This window comes from Candidatus Eisenbacteria bacterium, assembly GCA_035577985.1.
Taxonomy (GTDB): Bacteria; Desulfobacterota; Binatia; order DP-6; family DP-6; genus DATJZY01.
Map to the genome: position 1 here is coordinate 22,711 of DATJZY010000152.1, position 21,479 is coordinate 44,189.

General features: G+C 70.9%; 27 protein-coding genes. 21 read left to right on the forward strand and 6 right to left on the reverse strand.

The window, feature by feature from the left end:
* Positions 1-4: 4 nt before the first annotated feature.
* Positions 5-712: a hypothetical protein gene (locus tag VMS22_22105; protein ID HXJ36738.1), complete on the reverse strand. Its 708-nt coding sequence runs from the start codon at positions 710-712 to the stop codon at positions 5-7.
* Positions 713-778: 66 nt separating this feature from the next.
* On the opposite strand from VMS22_22105, the gene VMS22_22110 reads away from it, so the two are divergent.
* Positions 779-1,579: a c-type cytochrome gene (locus VMS22_22110; GenBank protein HXJ36739.1), complete on the forward strand. Its 801-nt coding sequence runs from the start codon at positions 779-781 to the stop codon at positions 1,577-1,579.
* Positions 1,580-1,594: 15 nt separating this feature from the next.
* Here VMS22_22110 and VMS22_22115 read toward each other — a convergent pair whose 3' ends face one another.
* Both VMS22_22115 and VMS22_22120 read right to left on the reverse strand, forming a co-directional pair.
* Complete coding sequence (locus VMS22_22115) at positions 1,595-2,422, reverse strand: hypothetical protein (protein HXJ36740.1); 828 nt, start codon at positions 2,420-2,422, stop codon at positions 1,595-1,597.
* A gap of 108 nt (positions 2,423-2,530) precedes the next feature.
* Positions 2,531-2,734, reverse strand: coding sequence for a cold-shock protein (locus tag VMS22_22120; GenBank protein ID HXJ36741.1), 204 nt, complete (start codon positions 2,732-2,734; stop codon positions 2,531-2,533).
* 258 nt (positions 2,735-2,992) lie between these two features.
* Here VMS22_22120 and VMS22_22125 point away from each other — a divergent pair, with 258 nt between their 5' ends.
* The 11 genes from VMS22_22125 (at position 2,993) to VMS22_22175 (ending at position 12,547) form a co-directional block, all read left to right on the forward strand.
* Positions 2,993-3,886, forward strand: a complete 894-nt coding sequence (locus tag VMS22_22125) for a lysophospholipid acyltransferase family protein (GenBank protein HXJ36742.1) — start codon at positions 2,993-2,995, stop codon at positions 3,884-3,886.
* Positions 3,887-3,951: 65 nt separating this feature from the next.
* Entirely contained in the window at positions 3,952-4,197 is a 246-nt protein-coding gene (locus VMS22_22130; GenBank protein ID HXJ36743.1) for a hypothetical protein, read from the forward strand.
* Positions 4,169-4,819 carry a response regulator transcription factor gene (locus VMS22_22135; protein HXJ36744.1) on the forward strand — a complete coding sequence of 217 codons (651 nt, stop codon included), beginning with the start codon at positions 4,169-4,171 and terminating at the stop codon, positions 4,817-4,819. Before VMS22_22130 ends, VMS22_22135 begins: the two co-directional genes overlap by 29 nt.
* 337 nt (positions 4,820-5,156) lie before the next feature.
* Positions 5,157-5,786 carry a helix-turn-helix domain-containing protein gene (locus VMS22_22140; GenBank protein HXJ36745.1) on the forward strand — a complete coding sequence of 210 codons (630 nt, stop codon included), beginning with the start codon at positions 5,157-5,159 and terminating at the stop codon, positions 5,784-5,786.
* 4 nt (positions 5,787-5,790) lie between these two features.
* Positions 5,791-6,795 carry an NAD(P)-dependent oxidoreductase gene (locus VMS22_22145; GenBank protein ID HXJ36746.1) on the forward strand — a complete coding sequence of 335 codons (1,005 nt, stop codon included), beginning with the start codon at positions 5,791-5,793 and terminating at the stop codon, positions 6,793-6,795.
* 7 nt (positions 6,796-6,802) lie between these two features.
* Positions 6,803-8,311, forward strand: coding sequence for an FGGY family carbohydrate kinase (locus tag VMS22_22150; protein ID HXJ36747.1), 1,509 nt, complete (start codon positions 6,803-6,805; stop codon positions 8,309-8,311).
* Between the two features lie 10 nt (positions 8,312-8,321).
* Complete coding sequence (locus VMS22_22155; protein ID HXJ36748.1) at positions 8,322-8,975, forward strand: HAD family phosphatase; 654 nt, start codon at positions 8,322-8,324, stop codon at positions 8,973-8,975.
* A 2-nt stretch (positions 8,976-8,977) separates the two neighbouring features.
* The gene (locus tag VMS22_22160; GenBank protein ID HXJ36749.1) at positions 8,978-9,925 is read left to right on the forward strand and encodes an ABC transporter ATP-binding protein; all 948 of its coding nucleotides are present in this window, start codon (positions 8,978-8,980) and stop codon (positions 9,923-9,925) included.
* Positions 9,922-10,665: an ABC transporter permease gene (locus VMS22_22165; GenBank protein ID HXJ36750.1), complete on the forward strand. Its 744-nt coding sequence runs from the start codon at positions 9,922-9,924 to the stop codon at positions 10,663-10,665. Before VMS22_22160 ends, VMS22_22165 begins: the two co-directional genes overlap by 4 nt.
* Positions 10,662-12,035, forward strand: a complete 1,374-nt coding sequence (locus tag VMS22_22170) for a DUF4350 domain-containing protein (protein ID HXJ36751.1) — start codon at positions 10,662-10,664, stop codon at positions 12,033-12,035. The genes VMS22_22165 and VMS22_22170 overlap by 4 nt, the downstream gene beginning before the upstream one ends.
* 2 nt (positions 12,036-12,037) lie before the next feature.
* Positions 12,038-12,547: a hypothetical protein gene (locus VMS22_22175; GenBank protein HXJ36752.1), complete on the forward strand. Its 510-nt coding sequence runs from the start codon at positions 12,038-12,040 to the stop codon at positions 12,545-12,547.
* A gap of 3 nt (positions 12,548-12,550) precedes the next feature.
* On the opposite strand, the gene VMS22_22180 is transcribed toward VMS22_22175, so the two are convergent.
* The gene (locus tag VMS22_22180; protein HXJ36753.1) at positions 12,551-12,886 is read right to left on the reverse strand and encodes a gamma-butyrobetaine hydroxylase-like domain-containing protein; all 336 of its coding nucleotides are present in this window, start codon (positions 12,884-12,886) and stop codon (positions 12,551-12,553) included.
* A gap of 123 nt (positions 12,887-13,009) precedes the next feature.
* Here VMS22_22180 and VMS22_22185 point away from each other — a divergent pair, with 123 nt between their 5' ends.
* Both VMS22_22185 and VMS22_22190 read left to right on the forward strand, forming a co-directional pair.
* Positions 13,010-14,179: an amidohydrolase family protein gene (locus VMS22_22185; GenBank protein HXJ36754.1), complete on the forward strand. Its 1,170-nt coding sequence runs from the start codon at positions 13,010-13,012 to the stop codon at positions 14,177-14,179.
* Positions 14,176-15,717, forward strand: coding sequence for an AMP-binding protein (locus tag VMS22_22190; protein ID HXJ36755.1), 1,542 nt, complete (start codon positions 14,176-14,178; stop codon positions 15,715-15,717). Before VMS22_22185 ends, VMS22_22190 begins: the two co-directional genes overlap by 4 nt.
* Here VMS22_22190 and VMS22_22195 read toward each other — a convergent pair.
* Together VMS22_22195 and VMS22_22200 are read right to left on the reverse strand one after the other, a co-directional pair.
* Positions 15,704-16,489, reverse strand: a complete 786-nt coding sequence (locus tag VMS22_22195; protein HXJ36756.1) for an SDR family oxidoreductase — start codon at positions 16,487-16,489, stop codon at positions 15,704-15,706. The two genes, VMS22_22190 and VMS22_22195, sit on opposite strands and share 14 nt — an antisense overlap.
* Positions 16,490-16,523: 34 nt before the next feature.
* Positions 16,524-16,760 (reverse strand): hypothetical protein, encoded by a 237-nt coding sequence (locus tag VMS22_22200; GenBank protein ID HXJ36757.1) that lies wholly within the window; start codon positions 16,758-16,760, stop codon positions 16,524-16,526.
* Positions 16,761-16,860: 100 nt separating this feature from the next.
* On the opposite strand from VMS22_22200, the gene VMS22_22205 reads away from it, so the two are divergent.
* The 7 genes from VMS22_22205 to VMS22_22235 form a co-directional block, all read left to right on the forward strand.
* Positions 16,861-17,634 (forward strand): iron-containing redox enzyme family protein, encoded by a 774-nt coding sequence (locus VMS22_22205; protein HXJ36758.1) that lies wholly within the window; start codon positions 16,861-16,863, stop codon positions 17,632-17,634.
* A gap of 71 nt (positions 17,635-17,705) precedes the next feature.
* The gene (locus VMS22_22210) at positions 17,706-18,278 is read left to right on the forward strand and encodes a TetR/AcrR family transcriptional regulator (GenBank protein ID HXJ36759.1); all 573 of its coding nucleotides are present in this window, start codon (positions 17,706-17,708) and stop codon (positions 18,276-18,278) included.
* Positions 18,279-18,414: 136 nt separating this feature from the next.
* Positions 18,415-19,002 carry an outer membrane beta-barrel protein gene (locus VMS22_22215; protein HXJ36760.1) on the forward strand — a complete coding sequence of 196 codons (588 nt, stop codon included), beginning with the start codon at positions 18,415-18,417 and terminating at the stop codon, positions 19,000-19,002.
* Between the two features lie 349 nt (positions 19,003-19,351).
* The gene (gene ilvC / locus VMS22_22220) at positions 19,352-20,353 is read left to right on the forward strand and encodes a ketol-acid reductoisomerase (GenBank protein ID HXJ36761.1); all 1,002 of its coding nucleotides are present in this window, start codon (positions 19,352-19,354) and stop codon (positions 20,351-20,353) included.
* 4 nt (positions 20,354-20,357) lie between these two features.
* On the forward strand, positions 20,358-20,777 hold the full coding sequence (locus VMS22_22225; GenBank protein HXJ36762.1) for a MaoC family dehydratase N-terminal domain-containing protein: 420 nt from the start codon (positions 20,358-20,360) through the stop codon (positions 20,775-20,777).
* The gene (locus VMS22_22230; protein ID HXJ36763.1) at positions 20,777-21,205 is read left to right on the forward strand and encodes a MaoC/PaaZ C-terminal domain-containing protein; all 429 of its coding nucleotides are present in this window, start codon (positions 20,777-20,779) and stop codon (positions 21,203-21,205) included. Before VMS22_22225 ends, VMS22_22230 begins: the two co-directional genes overlap by 1 nt.
* A gap of 3 nt (positions 21,206-21,208) precedes the next feature.
* A partial coding sequence (locus VMS22_22235; GenBank protein HXJ36764.1) for a thiolase occupies positions 21,209-21,479 on the forward strand: 271 nt, incomplete at its 3' end.

Below are 21,479 nucleotides of genomic sequence, written 5' to 3' on the forward strand. Positions count from 1 at the left end.
CGTGCTACCAGGTGATCGTCGACGCGCCGCGGAGCCCCGCCGGCGTGAAGACGGCGTGTGGGATATCGGGGTCGGAGCGCCAGGTCAGGTCGAGACGCGTCGTCGTCCGGTCGAGCGTCCCCTCGACCGTCGTGCGGCCCGGTCGCTGGTGGCCGTCGACGCTCTGGAAGTCCTCGTTGCGACCGAACGCCGCCAGGTTGCTGATCGAGCGCTCGTAGTACTTCGTGCGAAGGATCGTGTGGTCGGCCGGATCGATCGTCAGCACGATGAGCGCCCATGCCGACGGAAGGCCGGGCGCGCCGGTGACGACGGTCCCGGTCGGCCCCTCGTCGCTCACCTGGGGGATCTTGAGCAAGCCCGGCGTGAAGACGGCGAGATCCTCGAAGAGGACGTCCGAGCCGGCCAGGCGTGCGCCCGGCGCCGATCGGGCGACCCGGGCGCCCGTTCGCAGGATGACCTTGCCCGGTCGGACGAGCGCGCGCGTGCCGTCGCGCGTCTCGACGTATATGGTGCGCCCGCTACCGAGCATGACCACCTGCACGACCGTCGTGGCACCCCGATCCTGCCGCTCGAGCCTGACGTCGGCCCGCGCCGGCGACGGGAAGCGCGCGTTGCGCGCCACCAGATCGAGCAGAACCGGCAGCGGCTCGGCGCGGACGGGCGTCGCGGCCACGAGCGCGATAAGCGCGGCGATGCGGGCGCGCGGCGTCATCGGGCGATCATCGCGGCTCGCGGCCGAGTGTCAAGGGTTGCGTGAGATGCGGGGAGCGAGGCGGTCGTGAGAGAGGGCACGTGGCTCGTCTGGGCGCTCGCCATCGTGGCGGCGCTCGAAACGGGGTGGCTCGCCTACCCGACGGTCCGGCGCGTCGTACTGTCCCTCGAGGAGACGCCGGCGAGCCGGGGGCACCGCCTCGCGGCCGAGCTCGGCTGCTTCGCGTGCCACGGCCCCGAAGGCGGCGGCGGCACCAAGAATCCCGGCAGCCAGGAGGGCGAGGTCCCGGCGTTCACCGAGCAGACGCAGATGATGTACGTGAAGACGCCCGACGACCTCCGCGAGTACATCCTCGACGGCGCCCCGAAGCGGCGACGCGAGGACCCCGACTATCGCGCCCGCATGGAAGCGGCGGCGCTCCGGATGCCGGCGTACCGCGGGCTCGTCTCCGGGTCGCAGGTGGAGGACCTGGTCGCGTACCTCCGTGCCACCTCGGGACAGATCCTCCCCGACGAGGCGAAGGCGACGCGCGGCGGCGAGCTGGCCCTGGAGTACCACTGCATGAACTGTCACGGCCCGTTCGGCGCGGGCGGCGTCTCGAACCCCGGGTCGTTCAAGGGCTACATCCCCGGCTTCTGGGGCGACGACTACGACGAGCTCGTGCGCAGCGACGACGAGCTGCACCAATGGATCGCCGACGGCGAGATCCCGCGCATCTCGCAGCATCCGATCGGCGGCTATTTCTTCCGGCGCCAGGCCGCGAAGATGCCCGCGTACGGGAAGCTGCTGCCGCCGGACGACATCGAAGCGCTCGAGGCGTACGTCGAGTGGATCCACGCCGGCGCGTGGAAGCCGAAGCTCAAGTGAGCCGGGGCCGGCGCGTCAGGGCAGGGCGCCGGCCTGGATCCACGCGAGGATCGTGTAGATCTCGGCGTCGGTGAGACACCGCTCGACCGGCGTCACGATGTCCGGGCATCCGTCGGGCATCCGGCGCGCGCCGACGCCGAACAGCCCCTTGGTGAGGAAGCTCTTCTTGATGCTGCCCGGCTTCACGCGCGCGAGCTTGGGTGAGCGGACCGCACGCTGGTTCACGAGCGCCGCCAGCGACTGCCCGTCCTCGAGCGAGAGGCTCGCCTGCGGGAGCTCTCCCGAGTGGCAGCCCGTGTAGGTGCACGTCGCGGTGAAGAGGGGTTGCACCGACGCGGCGAGCCCCGGGCGCGCCGGGTTGCAGACGAGCTTCAGCTTGTCCTTGTCCTTCTTGCCGCCCGCCACAGCCGTCGTTCGGACCGTCACCACGGCGGGCTTGAGCTTCGCCTGTGACGGCGCGATCGAGAGCCGGACGAGCCCGGGCGCGGTGCAGGTCTGGGCCGAGGGCGAGAGCTGACCGACGGCGGAGACGAAGGCGTCCGCGCCGGCGCCCTTCGCGACCGCCGTCGGCGTGGCGTCGAGCGGGGTCGCGGGACACGACCCGACGCCGACGTTCGTGCAGGCCGTGACCGCGAGCGTGCAGGTGCCGTCGATCGTTCCGTCCTGGTCGCAGGTCGGATCACCGTCGGTGCAGGCGACGGCGGAGCCGCCGACGCCCCCGAAGGCGAGGAAGCAGTCCGTCGCCGCCGGCCCGCCGCCGCCCGCGCACGCGGGCGGACACTGGGCCCGCACCGCAACGGGAGCGAGCGCGGCACAGAGCAGGGTGATGACGGCGACACGCATGCGAGCCTCGACCGGTGGTGGTCGAAAACCATCACGGAGGGGTGCGACGTTGTCAACCGAGGCGCGTCGCCACGCGCCGCACGCCGACGCCGGAGCGCCGGTGCCGCGTCAATCGACCTTGGCGACGTTTGCCGCCTGGAGCCCCTTGGGCCCCTGCGTCACCTCGAACGACACGCGCTGTCCCTGCTCGAGCGAGCGGAAGCCACTCCCGCCGATGGCGGAATAGTGCACGAAGACGTCTTCGCCCTCGTCAGTCGTGATGAAGCCGTAGCCTTTCTGACCGTTGAACCACTTCACCTTGCCCTGTGCCACGGGTCGCGTCTCCTTCCCAGGATGCCGTCGCTGCAACCCAGCGACCGCCGCGCTCCTAGCACAGCGGCTCCGCGCAAGGCAACAACAAATTGCGACGGCGCATGCGGACGGCGCGGTGAGTTGCAACGTCGACCTGCGTAGCCTAGGACGCCGGGCATGGCGGTGATGGTCGGGCGCGCCGCGGCGCCCGTCGCGCCGCGGCGGCGAGGCAAACAGCGGCGCGTCCGCGTTCGTCGACGGTCGTCGGCGCTCGATCGGATGGCGTACCTCGGCCTGCGCGCCGTGATGGGCGGTCTCGCCATGCTGCCGCTCGGCGTGGCGATGCGCGTGACCGAGGCAGTGGCGCTGGTCGCGTACGTGTGCGACCGGCCGCACCGCCGGGTCGGCATGCAGAACCTGGCGATCGCGTTCCCCGAGCGCTCCCTGGGCGAGCGCCGGCGGATCCTGCGGGTCTCGTTCCTGAATCTCGGGCGCATGGTGGCCGAGCTGGCGCACCTGCCGCACCTCACCGACGACGATCTGCGGCGGATGGTGGTCTTCGAGAACGAGGCGTGGTGGGCCGAGAACATCGCCGCGCCGCGCGAGACCGGCGGCCTCGTCCTGTCGGGGCACTTCGGCAACTGGGAGCTCCTCGTCTTCGCGCACGGCATGCGCGGCTATCCGGTCTCGATGGTGCATCGGGCGATCGCGAACCCGCTCGTCGACCGGTGGCTCAATGCCCTGCGGGCTCGTGCCGGCACGCGCCTCGTGCGCAAGCGTCACGCGGCGGGCGGGGTGCTGAAGGCCCTCCACGACCGCGAGCTCCTGGTCCTGCCGTTCGACCAGAATTCGACGCGCGGGCTCGGCGTGTTCGTCGACTTCTTCGGGCTCCCCGCCAGCACGAACTCCGGCATGGCCCGCCTCTCCCTACGCAGCGGCGCCCCCGCCGTCCCGGTGTTCATCGTGCGGGAGGGGCGGGGCGCCCGCCATCGCGTGCACGTCTTGCCCCTCATGTATGCGGAGCGTAGTGGTGATCTCGAAAAGGACGTGCGGATCAACACACAACGGTACTCCGACGTGTTCGAGAGCATGGTGCGCCGCTACCCGGAGCAATGGTTCTGGGTGCACAAGCGGTGGAAGACCCGCCCCGCGGGCGAGCCGAAGCTGTACTGACGATGCCGGCCAAGCGACGAAGCACTCCCGCTCCGAAGCCGTCTCCTGCGAAGGGGGGCGAGAGCGTGCGCGCGCTCGAGCGCCGCGTGAAGCGGCTGGAGGCCGCGCTCGCCGCCGAACGTGTCCGCCACGCGAAGCAGCTCGAGGGCGTACGGCGCGCGGCCAATCGCCGGCTCGCCGCGATGGTGCAGGAGATCGCCAGCCTGCGACACCACGAGGCGCGGGCCGAGGCGCTCGCGCGCATGCTCGCCGAGCGCGAGGCGGGGGCGAAGGACACGACCGATGGACAAGATCCGGGTCGTCCTGGTTGACGATCACACCGTCGTCCGCCAGGGCCTGCGGCGGATCCTCGAATCGGACGACGAGATCGAGATCGTCGGCGAGGCGGGCGACGGGCGCACGGCGATCGACCTCGCCCAGAAGCTGCGCCCGCACGTGGTCGTGATGGACGTGGCGATGCCCGAGCTGAACGGCATCGAGGCGACGCGCCAGATCATGAAGCGCGTCGAGGGCGTGAAGGTGCTCGTGCTCTCGATGCACGACGACGACGTCTACGTCCGCCAGGCGCTCAAGGCGGGCGCCCGCGGTTACCTGCTGAAGGACGCCGAGGACCTGGATCTCATCAAGGCGGTGAAGGCGATCCGCGGCGGCGGCTCGGTCTTCAGCCCGCCGGTCTCTCGTGTGGTTCTCTCGGGCTACCTGGGCGACCGGCCTGAGGGCGACGGCGAGGACAGCGTCGCGCAGCTGACGGATCGCGAGCGCGAGGTGCTGCAGCTCATCGCGGAGGGCCGGACCAACAAGGAGGTCGCGAGCGCTCTCTCGGTCTCGATCAACACGGTCGAGACACATCGCAAGCACATCATGGAGAAGCTCGATCTGCACAACACGGCGGAGCTCGTCCGGTTCGCGATCCGGAAGAAGATCGTGCACTAGGGCCTTCGTCGTTTCGAAGCCTGCGTGCGTGGGGACGGGAGCGGGGGCTCCGCTTCGATTCGGCGCGCCGACATGCGCGTCGTCACGACCGCTGCGGTACGTACGGCGCCTCATAGGCGCTTCGCCCCCGCTCCCGCCCCCACGCTACAGATCTCGGAACGCCGATCGCGCGGGCTCGATCCATCCCAGCCGCGGAGCGAGGGGGTCCGGCGTGTCGTGCGCTCTCGCGAAGCGGTGGGAGTGCGGGCGCGGGGGCGCCCGCACACGCATCCCTCGATCGAGATGCGCTCCTCGCTTGACCCCCTAGGTCAAGCGCTCTAATCGTCTGCTCGAAGTCGTGGGAAAATCGCCGTTGCAGCAGGCGCGCGAGGCGCCGGGGTCGACCAAGGCGCGCATCCTGGCGGCGGCGGAGGACGTGTTCGCGGCGCGCGGGTTCGAGGGCGCGGGGACGCGGGAGATCGCCGCCCGGGCGGGCGTCAACATCTCGAGCCTGCACTACCACTGGGCGTCCAAGGAGACGCTCTACGTCGCGGTCTTCCACGACATCTTCGAGCGCCTGCTGGATCTCCTGCGCGCCACGCTCGCCCGCCCCGACGACCAGCGCGATCGCGAGGTCGTCGTGTCGCGCGTCATGCGGGAGCTGGTCGCCTTCATGGCCGACCACCCGACGGTGCCAAAGCTCCTCGCCCGGCGCCTCCTCGAGACCGACGTCGACCTCGGCATCGACCGCGAGGTCCTCGTCCCGGCGTGGACCGCCTTCACCGAGCAGATGGGACGGACGGGACGGCGCATGTCCGATACCGAGTCGCGCCTGTTCATGCTGTCGGCGCACTCGGTGCTCCTCATCTACATGCTCGACAGCCCCTCCTATCAGAGCCTGCTCGGCGGGAGCGTGTTCCGCGCGCCGCTGCGCGAGCAGGTGGAACGCCACCTCGTGCGACTCGTCGAGGCACTGCTGGAACCCTGACACCATGAAAGCCCTCATCACCGCCTCGTTCGATCCCGCCGCGCTGGCGCGGCTGGCGCGCCACATGGACGTCGTCCACGAGGACTGGAAGGCACGCAACCACATCTACTTCGACGGCGCGGCCTTCGCGAAGCGGATCGCCGAGGTCGGCGCCGACGTGCTCATCATCGAGGCGGACCTCGTCCACTCCGAGGTCCTGGACACCTGCCCGCTCCAGATGATCGGCTGCTGTCGCGGCGATCCGGTGAACGTCGACGTCGCGCTCGCGACCGAGAAGGGCATCCCGGTGTTCCACACGCCCGGGCGCAACGCCGACGCCGTCGCCGACCTGACGCTGGCGTTCATGCTGGCGCTGACGCGCCGCCTGCCGGCGATGTGGGCGACGTACTGGGGCGGCGGTGCGCGACAGGTCGAGCGCGCGAGCGATTTCCTCGAGCTGTACAAGAGCTTCACGGGCGTCGAGCTCGGCGGGCTCACGGTGGGGCTCGTGGGCCTCGGCGCGGTCGGCCGCGAGGTGGCCGCGCGCCTCGCGCCGTTCAAAGCTCGCATCCTGGCCTACGACCCGTACGTGACGGCGCCACCCCCGGCTGTGACACTCGTCGGGCTCGACGAGCTCCTCGGGCAATCAGACGTCGTCTCGCTGCACGCACCGGTGACGCCGGAGACGACGGGGCTCGTCTCGCGCGAGCGGCTCGCGCTCATGAAGCCCACCGCCTATCTCGTCAACACGGCGCGGGCGGCGCTCACGGACGAGGACGCGCTCTACGAGATGCTGGCCGCCGGCCGGCTCGCCGGCGCGGCGCTCGACGTCCTCACCGTCGAGCCGCTGCAGCCCGGGAACCGGTTCCTCGCGCTACCCAACGCCATCGTCACGCCGCACATCGGCGGCGCCACGGTCGACGTCACGCGCCACCAGAGCGAGATCGTGGTCGACGCGATCGAGCGTCACCTGCGCGGCGAGCGCCCGCGCTGGGTCGCGAACCCCGCCGTGTACGAGCGTCGGAGCTGAGTCGCGCGTGGATTGCTTCGTCACGCTCGACGCGGGAACCGGCTCCGGGCGCTGCGTCGTCGTCGACGCCGGCGGGCGTGTCCTCGCCAAGGCCCACGAGCCGCTCACCTACGACGTGGTCATCGATCCGAGCTTTCCGATGGTGCGCGGGTTCGACCTCGACCCCGACCGTTTCTGGGGGGCGCTGGCGCGCTGCGCGCGTCGCGCGATGGCGGATCTCCCGCCGGGGGCGAGCGTGCGCGGCGTGATCGCGACGAGCCAGCGCGAGGGGTGCGTGTTCCTCGACCGCGACGGCCGGGTGCTCTATGCGGGGCCGAACCTCGACGCCCGTGCCGCGATGGAAGGGCTGGAGGCCGAGGGGCAGGTTCCGTCGGGCCGGCTGCACGCGATCACCGGGCACGCGCCGCCGTACATCTTTCCGCTGGCGCGCTACCTCTGGTTCCGCAAGCACCACGACGCGACGCGCATCGTGTCGCTGCTCATGCTGAACGACTGGATCACGTTCCTGCTCTCCGGCGAGCGCGTGGCCGAGGAGTCGAACGCCTGCGAGTCGATGCTCTACGACGTGACGGCGCGCGCGTGGTCCGACGAGCTGCTCGAGACCTTCGGCATTCCCTCGGCGATCCTTCCGGGCGTGTGCCCGACCGGCGCCGTGGCCGGACGCGTGACGGCCGACGCCGCGCGCGCGACCGGCATCCCGGTGGGCACGCCCGTCTTCGCAGGGGGCGCCGACACGGAGAGCGCGCTCCTCGGCAGCGGGGTCTTCGAGGTCGGCGCGACCGGTGCGGTGCTCGGCACGACGACGCCGGTGCAGAGCGTGACCGATCGCGCGGTCATCGATCCCGCCGGCAATCTCTGGACGAGCTGCCACGTGGTGCCCGGCCGCTGGGTGCTCGAATCGAACGGCGGCGACACCGGCGGATCGTACCGCTGGCTGCTCGAGCTGCTCTACGGCGCCGCCGACGCCGACGCCCACGCGCGCGCGGACGCCGCCGCCGCCGAAGTCGAAGACACGGGCCGCCACGTCTTCGCCCACATCGGCCCCGCCATCTTCAACCTGGCGGAGATGAATCCCTTCCAGCCCGCGGGGCTGCTCTTCCGCTTCCCGATGCTGCACATGGACCGCCCGACCCGCGGCGAGCTGTTGCGCGGGTTCTTCGAGAACGTCGCCTTCGCGATCCGTGGCAACTGCGAGCAGATCACGGCCGTCATCGGGCGTGACATCGATCGCCTGTGGGTGAGCGGCGGCATGACCCAGAGCCCGACCCTGCTCGGCATTCTGGCGGCGACGCTCGGGCGCCCGCTGCTCGTCGCGGAGGTGCCGGAGAGCGCCAGCGTCGGGTGCGCGATCCTCGCGGCCGTCGGCGCCGGCGTCCATGCCGACCTGCCGACCGCGGTCGCCGCCATGGTGCGGACCCGCACGGTGTCGCCCGACCCGTCGCGGACCGCGGTCCTGGACGACCGCTATCAGAAGTGGCGGGAGATCTACCGCACGCTGCGCGGCTGGAGTCTGTGAGGGCGGGCGCGTGATCCGCGGCGTGCTCTTCGATCTCGACGGGACGCTCGCCGATACCGAGCCGATCCAGTGGCAGGCGTATCGGCGCGCGTTGTTGCCCTTCGGCGTCGACGTCGGGGTCGACGAGTATCAGCGCGAGTGGATCGCGCGCGAGGGCGGCGCCGAGTACGCATGTCGCACCTACGGCCTGCCGATCGACGCCGCCGAGCTGCGCGCGCGCAAGAACGCACTCTACCGGGAGCTCATCGCGACCGGCGTCGCGGCGCGTCCCGGCGCGCGGGCCGCGCTCGAGCGCCTGCGGCCGGCGTATCGCCTGGGCCTCGCGACCAACACCGTCCGCACCGACGCCGACGTCGTGCTCGCGAGCGTGGGCGTGCGTGATCTCCTCGACGGGATCGTGGTGCGCGAGGACTACGCGCGTGCGAAGCCCGCGCCGGACGCGTATCTCGCCGCGGCACGCCGCCTCGGCCTCGCGCCGTCGGAGTGCGTCGTCGTGGAGGACGCCCTGCGCGGCGTCGAGGCTGGCCGCGACGCCGGGTGCCTCGTCATCGCGATTCCGAACGACCTCACGCGCGATCAGGACTTCCGCGACGCCGTGCGACGCCTCTCGGGGCTGGACGAGCTCACCGTCGATCTGTTGCAGGAGCTGTCACGCGCAGGCTAACCATGCCCGCCGTGCCGGCGCGGCCGATGATCGAGGTCGAGGACGTGACGAAGCGCTTCGGCGCGATCGACGCGGTCCGCGGCATCTCGTTCCGCGTCGCCGAGGGCGAGATCGTGGGCTTCCTCGGCCCCAACGGCGCCGGCAAGACGACCACCATGCGGATGCTCGCGGGCATCTTTCCGCCCACGAGCGGACGCGTGCGCGTGGCGGGACACGACGTGCTCGCCGCGTCGCTGCTCTCGCGCAAGGCGATCGGCTACTTCCCGGAGAACGCCCCGTACTATCCCGAGCTTCTCGTAACCGAGTATCTGCGCTTCGTCGCCCGCCTGAAGCGCCTGCCCCGCGCCCGGCGAGCGGCGGCGGTCGAGCATGCGCTGCACGCGTGCGCGCTCGAGAGCGTGGCGGGTCGGCGCGTGGGCACGCTGTCGAAGGGCTACCGCCAGCGCGTCGGGCTCGCGCAGGCGCTGCTCGGCGATCCGGCGGTCCTGATCCTGGACGAGCCCACCATCGGCCTCGATCCGGGGCAGGTGGTCGAGATCCGCGACCTCATCCGCGGCCTGCGCGGCACGCGCACGGTGCTCTTCTCGAGCCACATCCTCTCCGAGGTCGAGGCGCTCTGCGAGCGCGTGATCGTGATCGCGCGCGGGGCGCTCGTGGGCGAAGGCACGCCGGCCGAGCTCGCCAGGCGGCTCGGGAAGCGGCAGCGCGCGATCGTGCGCACCGACGGCGCCGGCGACGCCGTCCGGGCGACGCTGCGCGCGATGCCCGGTGTCGATCGCGTCGAGGAGCAGGACGGCGCGATCGTCGTCGAGTCGACGGGCGAGGACGATCTCGCCGGGAGCGTCGGCCGGGCGATGCAGCGCGGTGGGTGGGCCGTGCGCGAGCTCCGGCAGGAGACGCTCGACCTCGAGGACATCTTCCTCGAGCTCGTGCACGGGGGACGGGCGTGATCGTCCTCGCGATCGTGCGCAAGGAGCTGTCGCTCTACTTCTCGTCCTTCCTCTTCTACGCCCTCACGGCCGTGTTTCTCGCGCTGTCGGGCTACCTCTTCTACACGAACCTCGACTTCTACGTCCGGTTCGGCGGCATGAACCTGGCGCGCGGCCTGTGGCAGTACCAGCTCTTCGACATGCGCGAGCGGCTGCTCGTCCTGGTGCCGCTCCTCACCATGCGTCTGTTCGCCGAAGAGCGGCGGCTGGGCACGCTCGAGCTCCTGTGGACGTATCCGCTGCGCGACGGCGAGATCATCGCCGGCAAGTTCCTCGCCTGTCTCGCGATCGTGACGCTGATGCTCGCCGGCACGGTCACCTATCCGCTCTGGCTCTCGCGCCTCCAGCCTGTCGACGCCGGGCCGCTCGTCGCGGGCTACCTCGGCCTGTGGCTCCTGGCCGCCGCGTTCATCGCCTGCGGGCTCTTCCTGTCGGCGCTCACCGACAGCCAGCTCATCGCCGGCGCGTCGACCTACGGCGTCCTCCTGTTCTTCTGGATGATCACCTGGAACGAGGCCGCCGTCAGCGAGGGCAGCCTGCGGATCTTGAGGCCGTTCTCGCTCTTCGACCGCTTCGCGGTCTTCGCGCAGGGCGGCATCGACACCCGCGACGTGAGCTACCTCCTGTTCTTCACGGCCGCGTTCCTGTGCGCGACCTTCCTTGCGCTCGACTCGCGACGCTGGCGCGGGGTGCGCTCGTGACGGCGCGCGCCGGCTGGCAGTGGCTCCAGCTCGGGCTGCAGGTGGTCCTGCTGCTGCTCGGGCTCGGGCTCCTGCAGGTGGCGGCGGAGCGCACCAACCGTCGCGTGGACTTGACGCGCGCGCGCGACCTCTCGCTCTCGACCGTGACGCAGCAGGTGCTCGACGAACTTCAGGCGCCACTGCGGATCACCGCCTTCTACCGGCGGGGAAGCCGCGGGCCGCAGGCGGCGCTCCTCGCCCGCATGCGAGCCGCGAGCCCGCGCGTCGAGTACGAGCTTCTGGATCTCGACCGTTACCCCGAGCGCGCGCGCGTCTTCGGCATCTCGCAGTACGGTCGCGCCGCGCTCGAGTACGAAGGCCGACGCGCGGTCGTGACGACGCTGCCCGAGGAGCAGCTCGTGGGAGGCATCCTGCAGGTGCTGCGCGGGACACCGCGCCGCGTGCTGTTCACGTCGGGCCATGGCGAGCGGACGCCGACGGGCGAATCGGACGCCTACGCCCGCTTCGTCTCGGCGCTCGCCAACGAGAACTATCGCACCGAGGGCGTGTCGCTCGTCGGCGCCGACATCCCGAGCGACGTCGAGCTGGTCGTGGTCGCAGGGCCGCGCCACGATCTCCTCGAGGCCGAGGTCGATCGCCTGGCCGCCTACGTGAAGGGCGGCGGCGGGCTCCTCCTGCTGCTCGAGCCCGGGCGCCTGCCGAACCTGGGTGCGCTGCTCTCGAGCATGGGGATCGAGCTCCGCGACGACTTCATCGTCGACCACGAGCGCAGCATCATCGGCACCGACGGGCTCGCGGCCGTGGTCGAGCTCTTCAAGCGCGGGAATCCCATCTCCGAGCCGACCGGCAATCCCATTCAGAGCGGCGCCGTGCTGCCGTCGGCGCGCTCGGTGGACGTCGCCCACGAGGTCCCCGGCGTCGACGCGCAGGCGATCGCGCGCACGGCACCGACCGCGTGGGCGATGGCGGATCCCGAGCGCGCGCGCCGCGGCGAGGCGCCGAGCGAGGCCGCGCACGACGTTCCCGGCGGCGCGGCGGTGATGGTGATGGCCGAGGTCGGTGCGCCCGGGCCGGGCACGCGCCCGGGGCGCGTGGTCGTCGTGGGCGACGCCGACTTCGCGAGCGACGGCTACATCGACCTGCTCGGGAACCGCGACCTGGCGCTCAACGCCGTCGCGTGGGTGACCGAAGATCGCACGCTCGCCGGCGAGCGCACGACGCGCGTGGCCGAGGTCTTCCGCCCGCTCTCGCCGCTCGTTCTGACCGAGCGGCAGGCTCGCGGGCTCCTGCTCGGAACGACGGTGATCGAGCCCGGCCTCGTGCTCGTCGCGGGCGCCGTGCTGGTGGGCCTGCGCCGCCGGCGGGGCTAGCGATGCGGCGCACGCTCCTGCTGGTCGCGCTCGTGGTCGCGGGTGCGATCGCCGTCCTCGTGACGGAGCCGCCGCTCCGCCGCACGGGACAGGAGCTGGCGCGCGGTCCACGCGTCTTCCGCACCAGCCCCGGCGGCATCCGGGGCATCGAGCTGACGCTCGGCGGACGGCGTCTCGTCGCCGAGCGCACGCACGAGGGCTGGAGCTCGGGCGGCGCGCCGGTGGCGCCGTCTACGCGCGAGGCGCTGCACGAGCTCGCGGCCTATCTCGCGGGGCTGCGCGCGGTCGACGCCTTCCGGACGACGAGCTTCGCGGGGTTCGGCCTGGATCCGCCGAACGGGCTCCTCGTCCTGGCGACGCCGCGCGGGCCGCAGCGGCTCGCGCTCGGCTCGCTCAACGCCGCGGGCAGCACGCTCTACGCACGACGCGACGACGAGCAGCGCGTGCTGCAGATCGGCGTCTACTTCGCGTCGGTTCTCGAGCGCATGCTGCGACCGGCGCCGGGGGCGTGAACGCTACTGTCCCGAGATCGGGTAGTCGGGCTCGCCCACGCAGCGAGCGCAGCGACAGAGATCGCGCAGCTCGGAGACGAGGAGCAGCGTCTCGTGCCGATCGGCCCACCGGATGAAGATGCTCTGCCCGCCGAGTACGTCGACCAGCACCGGCTGCTCGGCTTGGGGCGAGACCTCGGATACCGGCTCCGCGACGCACGCGTCGCACGGGCAAGCCCGGCGCACGTTGCGATGCGGAAGGATGCTGTCATGGCCGTCGCCCCACTGGACGCCGAGGGCGTAGCGACCCACCTGCGTGAGCTTGTCGATGCGGAGCGCCTCCGGGGAGCGAGCGGCCACGGTTCAGCTAGGTAGAGGAGGGGCCGGCGCGCGGCAACCACCGGTCGACCACCCCGCGGGCTCGGTCGTGTGATTAGGTCAGTTGATTGACAAGCTCGTCGGGCCGGGAGTAGGGCACGATCCATGAAGATCACGGAGCTGGGCGACGCCGACGGACACATCATCGAGCCGGGCGATCTGTGGGCCGAGCGCATGCCGGCGGACCTGCGCGAGATGGCGCCGCGCTTCGGTCGCGACGAGCAGGGGGTATTCCGGCAGCACATCTACGGCATCGACATCGCGACGCTCGACACGATGCACGGCGGTATGCGGCCGCGCGACATGCTGCAGAACATGGGGCTCGCGGCGGCGATGGGCCAGGACCTGGCGCGCGTCTTCTCCGACGACGATCGCGAGCGCTACACGATGGTCGATGCACCCGAATGGACACGCGACGGCAAGAAGCGGCTCGCGTTCAACCTGGAGCACGGCGTCGGCCGCGCGGTGCTCTTTCCCACCTTCATGCTCGCGGGCGGCACCTTCCAGCCGCACATCGCGGCGGCGGCCTGCCAGGTCTACAACGACTGGATCCAGGACGACTACTGCAAGGGCTCGGGCGGGCGGCTGATCCCGGTCGCGGCGCTCCCGATCGTCGACGTCGACGCCTCGATCGCCGAGACGAAGCGGGTCGCCGAGCGCGGCTTTCCGGCCGTCTTCATCCGCACGAACCCCGTCTTGAAGAAGAAGTACTCGGACCGCAGCTTCGATCCGCTCTGGCAGACGATCCAGGACGCGGGCGTGAAGCTCGGCCTCCATCCGTTGCCCGTCTGGGATCAGGATGGCACGGCGCGCGGCTTCGCCTTGAAGGACATCATGGCGGCCTCGGCGCTCGGCTTCCCGCTCGACATGATGCACACGCTCTACGACATGATGGCGGGCGGCGTCTTCGACCGCTTCCCCCAGATGCAGACGATGATCCTCGAAGCCGGCTGCGGCTGGATTCCGTCGATGTTCGAGCGTTTCGAGGAGCACATGGAGATGTTCGGGAAGGTGAAGGCGCCCGAGTGGAAGTCGAAGCCGATGGACATCTTCCTGCGCCAGATGATGGTCACGGTCGAGGCCTGCGAGGAGATCGACATCAAGATCGCGCTCCAGTTCCTGCCGGCCGATCACATCGCGCTCGCGTCGGACTGGCCGCACTACGACGGCACCCCCGATCTCCTCGCGGGGTTCGCCAAGGCGACGCACGGCCTCGCGGACGAGGACGTTCGCATGCTCGCGACCGGCACCCTCGAGCGCTGGTTTCCGTCTTGAGCGACGCGCCCGTCGCGTACGGTCTGGTCGCGAACGCCGCGGCTCGGCCCGAGCACCCGGCGCTGGTCTGTGGCGCCCGGCGGCTCACCTACGCCGCGCTCGATCGGCTCGCCAACCGCACGGCGCACGTGCTCGCGGGCCGGGGAGTCGCCGCGGGCGGACGCGTCGCCCTGATGCTGCCGAACGGTGTCGAGTTCTTCGCCGTGACGAACGCCGCGGCGAAGCTCGGCGCGCTCGCCGTCCCGATCAACTACCGCTGGCGTCGCGACGAGCTGGCGTACCTCTTCACCGACTCGGCGGCCGACGTGCTGGTCGTCGACGCGGCGTTCCTGGGCGAGGTCGAGCCGGCCCTCGCAGCGGCGGGACGTCCCGCGCGCGACCGCGTGCTCGTCCTGGGCGAGGCCCCGGGCTGGGTGTCGTTCGACGCCGCGGTGGCGTCGGCGCCGGAGGCGGCGCCGCGCGGCGCGATCGCGCAGAGCGGCTACAACATCGTGATCTACACGTCGGGGACGACGGGGCGCCCGAAGGGCGTGCTCCATCCGTCGGTCGACCCGAAGCTCGGCTTCGAGGCGCAGAAGGGGCTCGTCGAGATGTGGGGATTCCGCCCCGACGACGTGCACCTCATGGTCGGGCCCGCGTACCACACGATGCCGAGCGCGTACGTGACGCAGCACCTGTTCATCGGCGCGACGTGCGTCCTGATGGAGAAGTTCGACGCCGAGGAGTGCTTGCGGCTCGTCGCGGCCGAGCGCGTCACCACGACCGCGATGGTGCCGGCGCACTTCATCCGCATCCTCGAGCTGCCCGGGGAGGTTCGGCGGCGCTACGATCTCTCGAGCCTCCGCAAGGTGCTGCACGCCGCGGCGCCGTGTCCGGCCGACGTGAAGCGCCGGATCATGGACGTCCTGCCGCCCGACGTCGTGTGGGAGTTCTACGGCGCGACCGAAGGGCCGGGCACGATCATCAGCCCGGGGGATTGGCGGCGAAAGCCGGGGAGCGTCGGGCGGCCGTGGCCGGGCGTCACGGTGAAGATCCTCGACGACGGCGGGCGCGAATGTCCGCCGAACGCCGTCGGCACGATCTACCTCTCCTCACGGGGCGGCCAGAAGTTCCGCTACCACAACGCGGAGGAGAAGACGGCGGCCGCCTTCCGCGGCGAGTTCTTCACGGTCGGCGACATGGGCTACCTCGACGCCGACGGCTACCTCTTCATCTCCGATCGTAAGCACGACATGGTGATCTCGGGCGGCGTCAACATCTACCCGCTGGAGGTCGAAAACGTGCTGGTCGCGCATCCCGACGTGGTCGACGTCGCCGTCGTCGGCGTACCCGACGCGCGCTGGGGGGAGGCGCTGGTCGCCGTCGTCGAGCGGCGCGCGGGATCGGGGCTCACGCCCGAGGGCCTGCAGGCGTGGAGCCGCGAGCGGATCGCCGACTACAAGGTGCCGCGCCGGATCGAGCTCGTCCCCGAGCTGCCGCGCGACCCGAACGGCAAGGTGCTGAAGCGCCTGCTGCGCGAGCAGCTCAGCCGAGCATGACGCCGCCACCGTCGACGACCAGGACCTGACCCGTCATCATGTCCGAGTCGTCGGAGGCGAGGAACACCGCGGTGCCGGTGAGGTCGTCCGGCTGCAGGGGCTTGCGCAGCGCGCTGAACATCACGAGCGACGAGAGGATCTGCTCGGGCACGACGCGCTTGGTCGCCTCGGACAGCGTCACGCCGGGCGCGATCGCGTTGACGTTGATGCCCCACGGTCCGAGGGCGCCGGCCATGTACTTCGTGAGCCCCGCCACGCCGTTCTTGGCGACGCTGTAGTGGAACGGGGGCATGGGCAGATCGGGATTCTCGGTGTCCACCATGCCGACGTTCGCGAGGTAGGCCGCGGTCGACGACTGGTGGATGATCTTCCCCTTGTGCTGGCGCTTCATGTGGCGCTCGACCGCGCGGCTCATGATCCAGACGCCCGTCAAGTTCACCGAGAGCACCTTGTTGAAGTACTCGAGCGTGTTCTGCGTGCGGTCGAGGTCGTAGTAGATCGCGGCGTTGTTGACCAGGATGTCGATCCGCCCGAGCTGTGCCATCACCTGGTCGGCGAGCGCCTTCGCGCTGGCTTCGCTGGACACGTCGACCTTGGCGGGGATCGCGCGCGGCCCGAGCGCCGTGCACTCCTTGGCGACGGCATCGGCGGCGTCCTCGCGGAGGTCGGCGACGACGACGTGCGCGCCCTCGCGCGCGAAGCGCAGCGCGTAGGCCTTGCCGATGCCCTGTGCCGCGCCGGTGATGATGGCCACCCGGTTTTCGAGCCGCATGCGCGGGCGGCCTAACACCGGGGCGCGCGGGCGGTCAACCGGGGCTTTTCTCTTCTCGTCGCGCCTCGCGCTCGATCTCGTCCTCGAGCTCCTCGATGGAGATTGTCTTGAAGCGCGTGAGCGGCGAGGGGATCGTCGGGATCGGCCATTCGATCCGGATCTCGCCGGAGTGGCTCACGTGGTGCGGATGCGGGGGCGGACCGTCCTGATACGCGGGATCGACGGCCGGATCGAGCGGCCGCAGACGGTAGAGCGAGCAGTTCGACATCATCGCAGCGCCCTCCTCAACGTCCGAAGTCGAGCGCACACTACTCCAATTCGCGGGTGGCGAACAGCCCCTTGACTCGAACCCGTCCCGCGGACGACACACCATGGCGGAGACCGCCATGCCCGACGCCTCGCGACCCTTCGCCGACGTCGTGAAGCAGCGCGAGGCGCCGCCCGCGCTGCCGATCGACCGCTACCTGGAGGAGATCGACGCGCTCGTCGCCGCGCACGACTACGTGAAGCAGGACAAGGTGACGCCCGCGATCGGCGCCGGCACGGCGTCGCGCGACGTCGTGCGGCGCGTCGCCCTCGAGTACTACTACCTCGGGAAGTGGATGACGCCGGAATTCCCGATCCTGATCGCGAACGCCCCTGACGCCTACAGCTTCACCATGGAGCACTCGACCCACTACCATCACTGGGCGCAAAACTTCGCCGACGAGGCCGGCTATCTGCGCGATCCGAACCACGTGCGGATGAAGGTCGAGTGGTGCCACCAGCTCGGCCTCGGCGACGACGAGATCGCGGCCTACACGCCGCTGCCCGAGACGATCGCGATGACGTGCACGATGCTGTTCTACATCCGCCGCTCGTACGAGGAGGGTCTGGCCGTGTTCGGCTACGCGGGCGAGCGCGTCGCGGCCGGGAGCGGGTACGCCCGAACCCTGCACGAGGGCCTCAAGACCCACTACGGGATGGTGGTCCGCAACTTCGAGGTGCACGCCTACGCCGAACCCGAGCACGGCGACAGGGCCTCGGACCTCTTCCGTCTGGTCGCGACCACGCGAGCGGTGCAGGACCGTTGCCGGGAGGCCATCCGCAACTTCCTGCTCACGGCCGAGTGCCGCGTGCGGGCGATGAACCGCTGGGTCGAGTGAATCCGGCGCGACGACGGACGCGGCGTCCGGGACGGCCGGCCGGCGCGAGCGGCGACCGGACGCGAGAACGCGTGCTCGCGGCGGCGGTCGAGACGTTCGCACGGACCGGGCTCGCGGGAACGTCGGTGCGCGACATCGCGCGCCAGGCGCGCATCCGCGTCTCGACCCTCTATCACTACTACCCGTCGAAGGAGGCCCTCTACCACGCGGTGCTCGAGCGCATGGCCGACCAGGTGCGCGAGATGGTCGTGGCCGCCCTGGGGCGCGGCCGCGACTTCAAGGAGACGGCAGCGTCGGCGATCAACCAGCTCTTCGACTTCTTCCTGCGCAACCGCGCCTACGTCCAGCTCGGCCACCGCATGGCGCTCGAAGGACGGCCGGGCACGCTCGCCGACGACCGCATCGCGGAGCGCTGGCTCGGCCTGCTCGAAGGGACGCTCCGCCCGCCGCAGGTGCGCGGCGAGGTGAAGAACGTCGACCCCGTCTTGCTGATGCTCTCGATCGACGCGCTCGTGCACTGGCACATCGTCGCCGACGACCTCTACAAGCGCATGCTCGGCAGGGGGCTCGACGACCCCGAGCTGGCCCGCCAGGTTCGGGAGCACGTGACGCAGGTGGCGCTCCGGACCCTCGGCCTCGATTGATCGGCCGCCGGTGCCGGAGAGCACCGGGCAGGGCGTAACCCCCGCGCGCCGGTCGGGTTCGACCCGCCCGAACCTGCGGGCCCGGCGTGGCGACGCGGGGCTCGCCGAACCGCGCTCCGGCGCGAGGAGGTCGATCATGATCCGCAGTACACTCTGGTACGGGTTGGGTTTCATGGCGGCGTTGGGGGGCAGCGCATTCGCGGGGACGGCTGCCGACGCCGACTTCGGCCGCACGGGGTGGTACGTGGGAGGCGGCGGCACGTATGCCGTCGAGAGCTTCGATCGCGGACAGGCGAGGGGGAGCATCGACGTCGGCAACGCGGCGGGTCTCCGCGTGCTCGGCGGATACCGCGCCCATCCGAACCTCGCGGCCGAGCTCGATGTCGACTACCTGCCCTCGTTCGGCGTCGACGTGGACGGCCACCGCGTCGGCCACGTCAGCGCCATCGCGTCGACCCTGAACGGCAAGGGCTACCTCACCACCGGCCGCGTGCAGCCGTACGGCGTCGCGGGCGTCGGCGCGCTCCATGCGGTCGCGTCGGATTCGCTCGGGCTCCGCACCAGCGACGCCACCGGGTTCCTCGCCCGCTTCGGTGGCGGCGTGGACGTGTACGCGACCTCGCACGTGGTCGTGAACCTGGAGAGCAGCTACGACCTGCCCACCGGCGACGTGTCCGACCTCCGCTTCGTCCCCATCACCCTGGGCGCCCAGTACCGCTTCTGAGCCTGGACCCCCCTCGTTCGGCGTAGAGACGGCGTGGGCTGCACTCCGGCAGCCCGCGCCGTCGCACGTTCGGGACCTTGACTCGGCCCGCCAGGGGATTACCTTCGGAATCGAGCAGTTGCTCTATTTCGAGAAAGGAGCGTGAGGTCCGTGCCGGTCGGCTTTCCTTCCTTCGAGACGCTGTCGCTGATCCTCGTCACGGGTTTGCTCGTGGTGTCGGTCGCGGCGATCCTGTTCGGTCACTTCCGCGGGCGCTGAAGCGGCGCCCCGGAGCGTTCCGGCGGCGACGCGGCGCGGGTTGACAGCCGCGGCGCCTTTTCGAGATACGACACGGCTGCGCGATTTCGTCGTGACGAACACCCCGACAGCGACCGTGTACCACGACGAAGACGCCGACCTGGCGGCGCTCGCCGGCCAGACCATCGCCGTCGTCGGCTACGGCAACCAGGGCCGCTCGCAGGCGCTGAACCTCCGCGATTCGGGTCTGCGGGTCATCGTCGGCAACATCGGCGACGAGGCGCGGGCCCGCGCCTGTGACGAGGGATTCGAGGGCTACGACATCGCCGACGCCGCCCGGCGCGCCGACGTCGTCATGCTGCTCATCCCCGACGAGGTGATGCCGGAGGTCTACGCCCGCGACGTGGCGCCCAACCTGCGCGCCGGCGCCTGCGTGTGCTTCGCCTCGGGGTACACCGTCGCCTTCGGGCACATCGCGCCCGCCCCAGGCCTGGACGTCGTCCTGGTCGCGCCGCGCATGATCGGCCCGGGCGTGCGCGATCGTTACGTCGACGGCAAGGGCTTCCCGTCGTTCGTCGGCGTGCATCAGGACGCGACGGGGCGCGCGAAGGCGCGCATGCTCGCCATCGCGCGCGGCATCGGGTCGACCAGGGTCGGGTGTCTCGAGCTCACGATGGCGCAGGAGGCCCATCTCGACCTCTTCACCGAGCAGGGCTTCGGTCCGATGATGGGGCTCGCGCTCCGGCAATCGATCGAGATGCTGGTGGAGCAGGGGTACCCGGCCGAAGCGGTCGTGATGGAGCTCTACGCCTCGGGCGAGCTCGGCTACGCCTTCCAGCGCGCGGCCGACACGGGCCTCTTCGCGCAGAACGAGTTCCACTCGCACACCTCGCAGTACGGCTCGATGACGCGCAGCGCCCGGGTCGCCGACATCGACCTCACGCCGCGCCTGCGCGAGCACCTGGACGACATCCGCTCCGGTCGCTTTGCGGCGGAGTGGAGCGAGGAGCAGAAGAAGGGCCTCCCGCTCTTCAAGCAGATGAAGGAGATGGCGCGGTTCCACCCGCTCTTCGAGTGGGAGCAGCGGACGCGCAAGGCCTTCAGGATGGATTGACGACATGCCACCTTCGAAAGACATGATCGGGCGCGTGCTCTCGACGGGTAGCGCGACCGTGACCGCCGACCACGTCGCGGGCTTCGCGAGGGCGCTCGGCGACACCAACCCCGAGTACGAGACGATCGCCCCGCCGACCTATCCCATCGCCTTCATGACCCAGGCGATGTCGGGCGGCATGGAGACGTTCCTCGAGCTCGGGCTCAACTTCATGACGCTGGTCCACGGCGAGCAGGAGTTCGAGTACCGCCGCCCGATCCGCGCCGGCGAGACGCTTTCCCTCACCGGCCGCATCGCCGACGTCTACGAGAAGACCGGCGGCAGCGGCACGCTCGACTTCGTCGTGATGGAGACCGAGGCCACCGACGCCAAGGGGCAGGTGGTGTTCTTCTCCCGCAATACGCTGATCTCGCGGAGGATGTGATGGCCGGACTCGACGCGAAGACGGTCCAGGTCGGCCAGGCGCTGCCGACGCTCACCAAGCCGGCCATCACGAAGGACACGCTCAAGGGCTACGCCGCCGCCTCCGGCGATCCGAACCCGATGCACCTCGACGACGAGTTCGCACGCAACTCGGGTTACAAGGGCGTCTTCGCGCACGGGATGCTGTCGATGGGCTACCTGGGCGAGTTCCTGGTCCGGGCCGCCGGCCACCCGAGCGCCGTCCGCCGCTTCAAGACGCGCTTCGCGAAGCTCACCTGGCCGGGCGACGTCATCACCTGCAAGGGAACCGTCACCGCGATCCAGGACGACGGCGCCGTGCGCGTCGTCGACTGCGACATCTGGACCGAGAACCAAGAGGGCGAGAAGAAGCTGGTCGGCAGCGCCTCGCTCGCGCTCGCGCGCGGGTAGGGCGTGGCGGACGCTGGCCGCGTCCGTGACCGCTACGCGGTCGCGGGCATCGGGCTCTCGCGCTTCGGCAAGCTGCCGGGCGTGAGCGCGCTCGCCTTCAACCTCGAGGCGGCCAAGCGCGCCATCGACGACTGCGGCATCGCGCGCGACGACGTCGACGGCGTGCTGGTCTGCATGCCCGCCGCGATGGGGGAGCAGCACGGCTGGGCGTCGCGCATCGCTGCCTACCTCGGCATCACGCCCGCCTTCTGCTCGACGATGGACATGGGCGGCG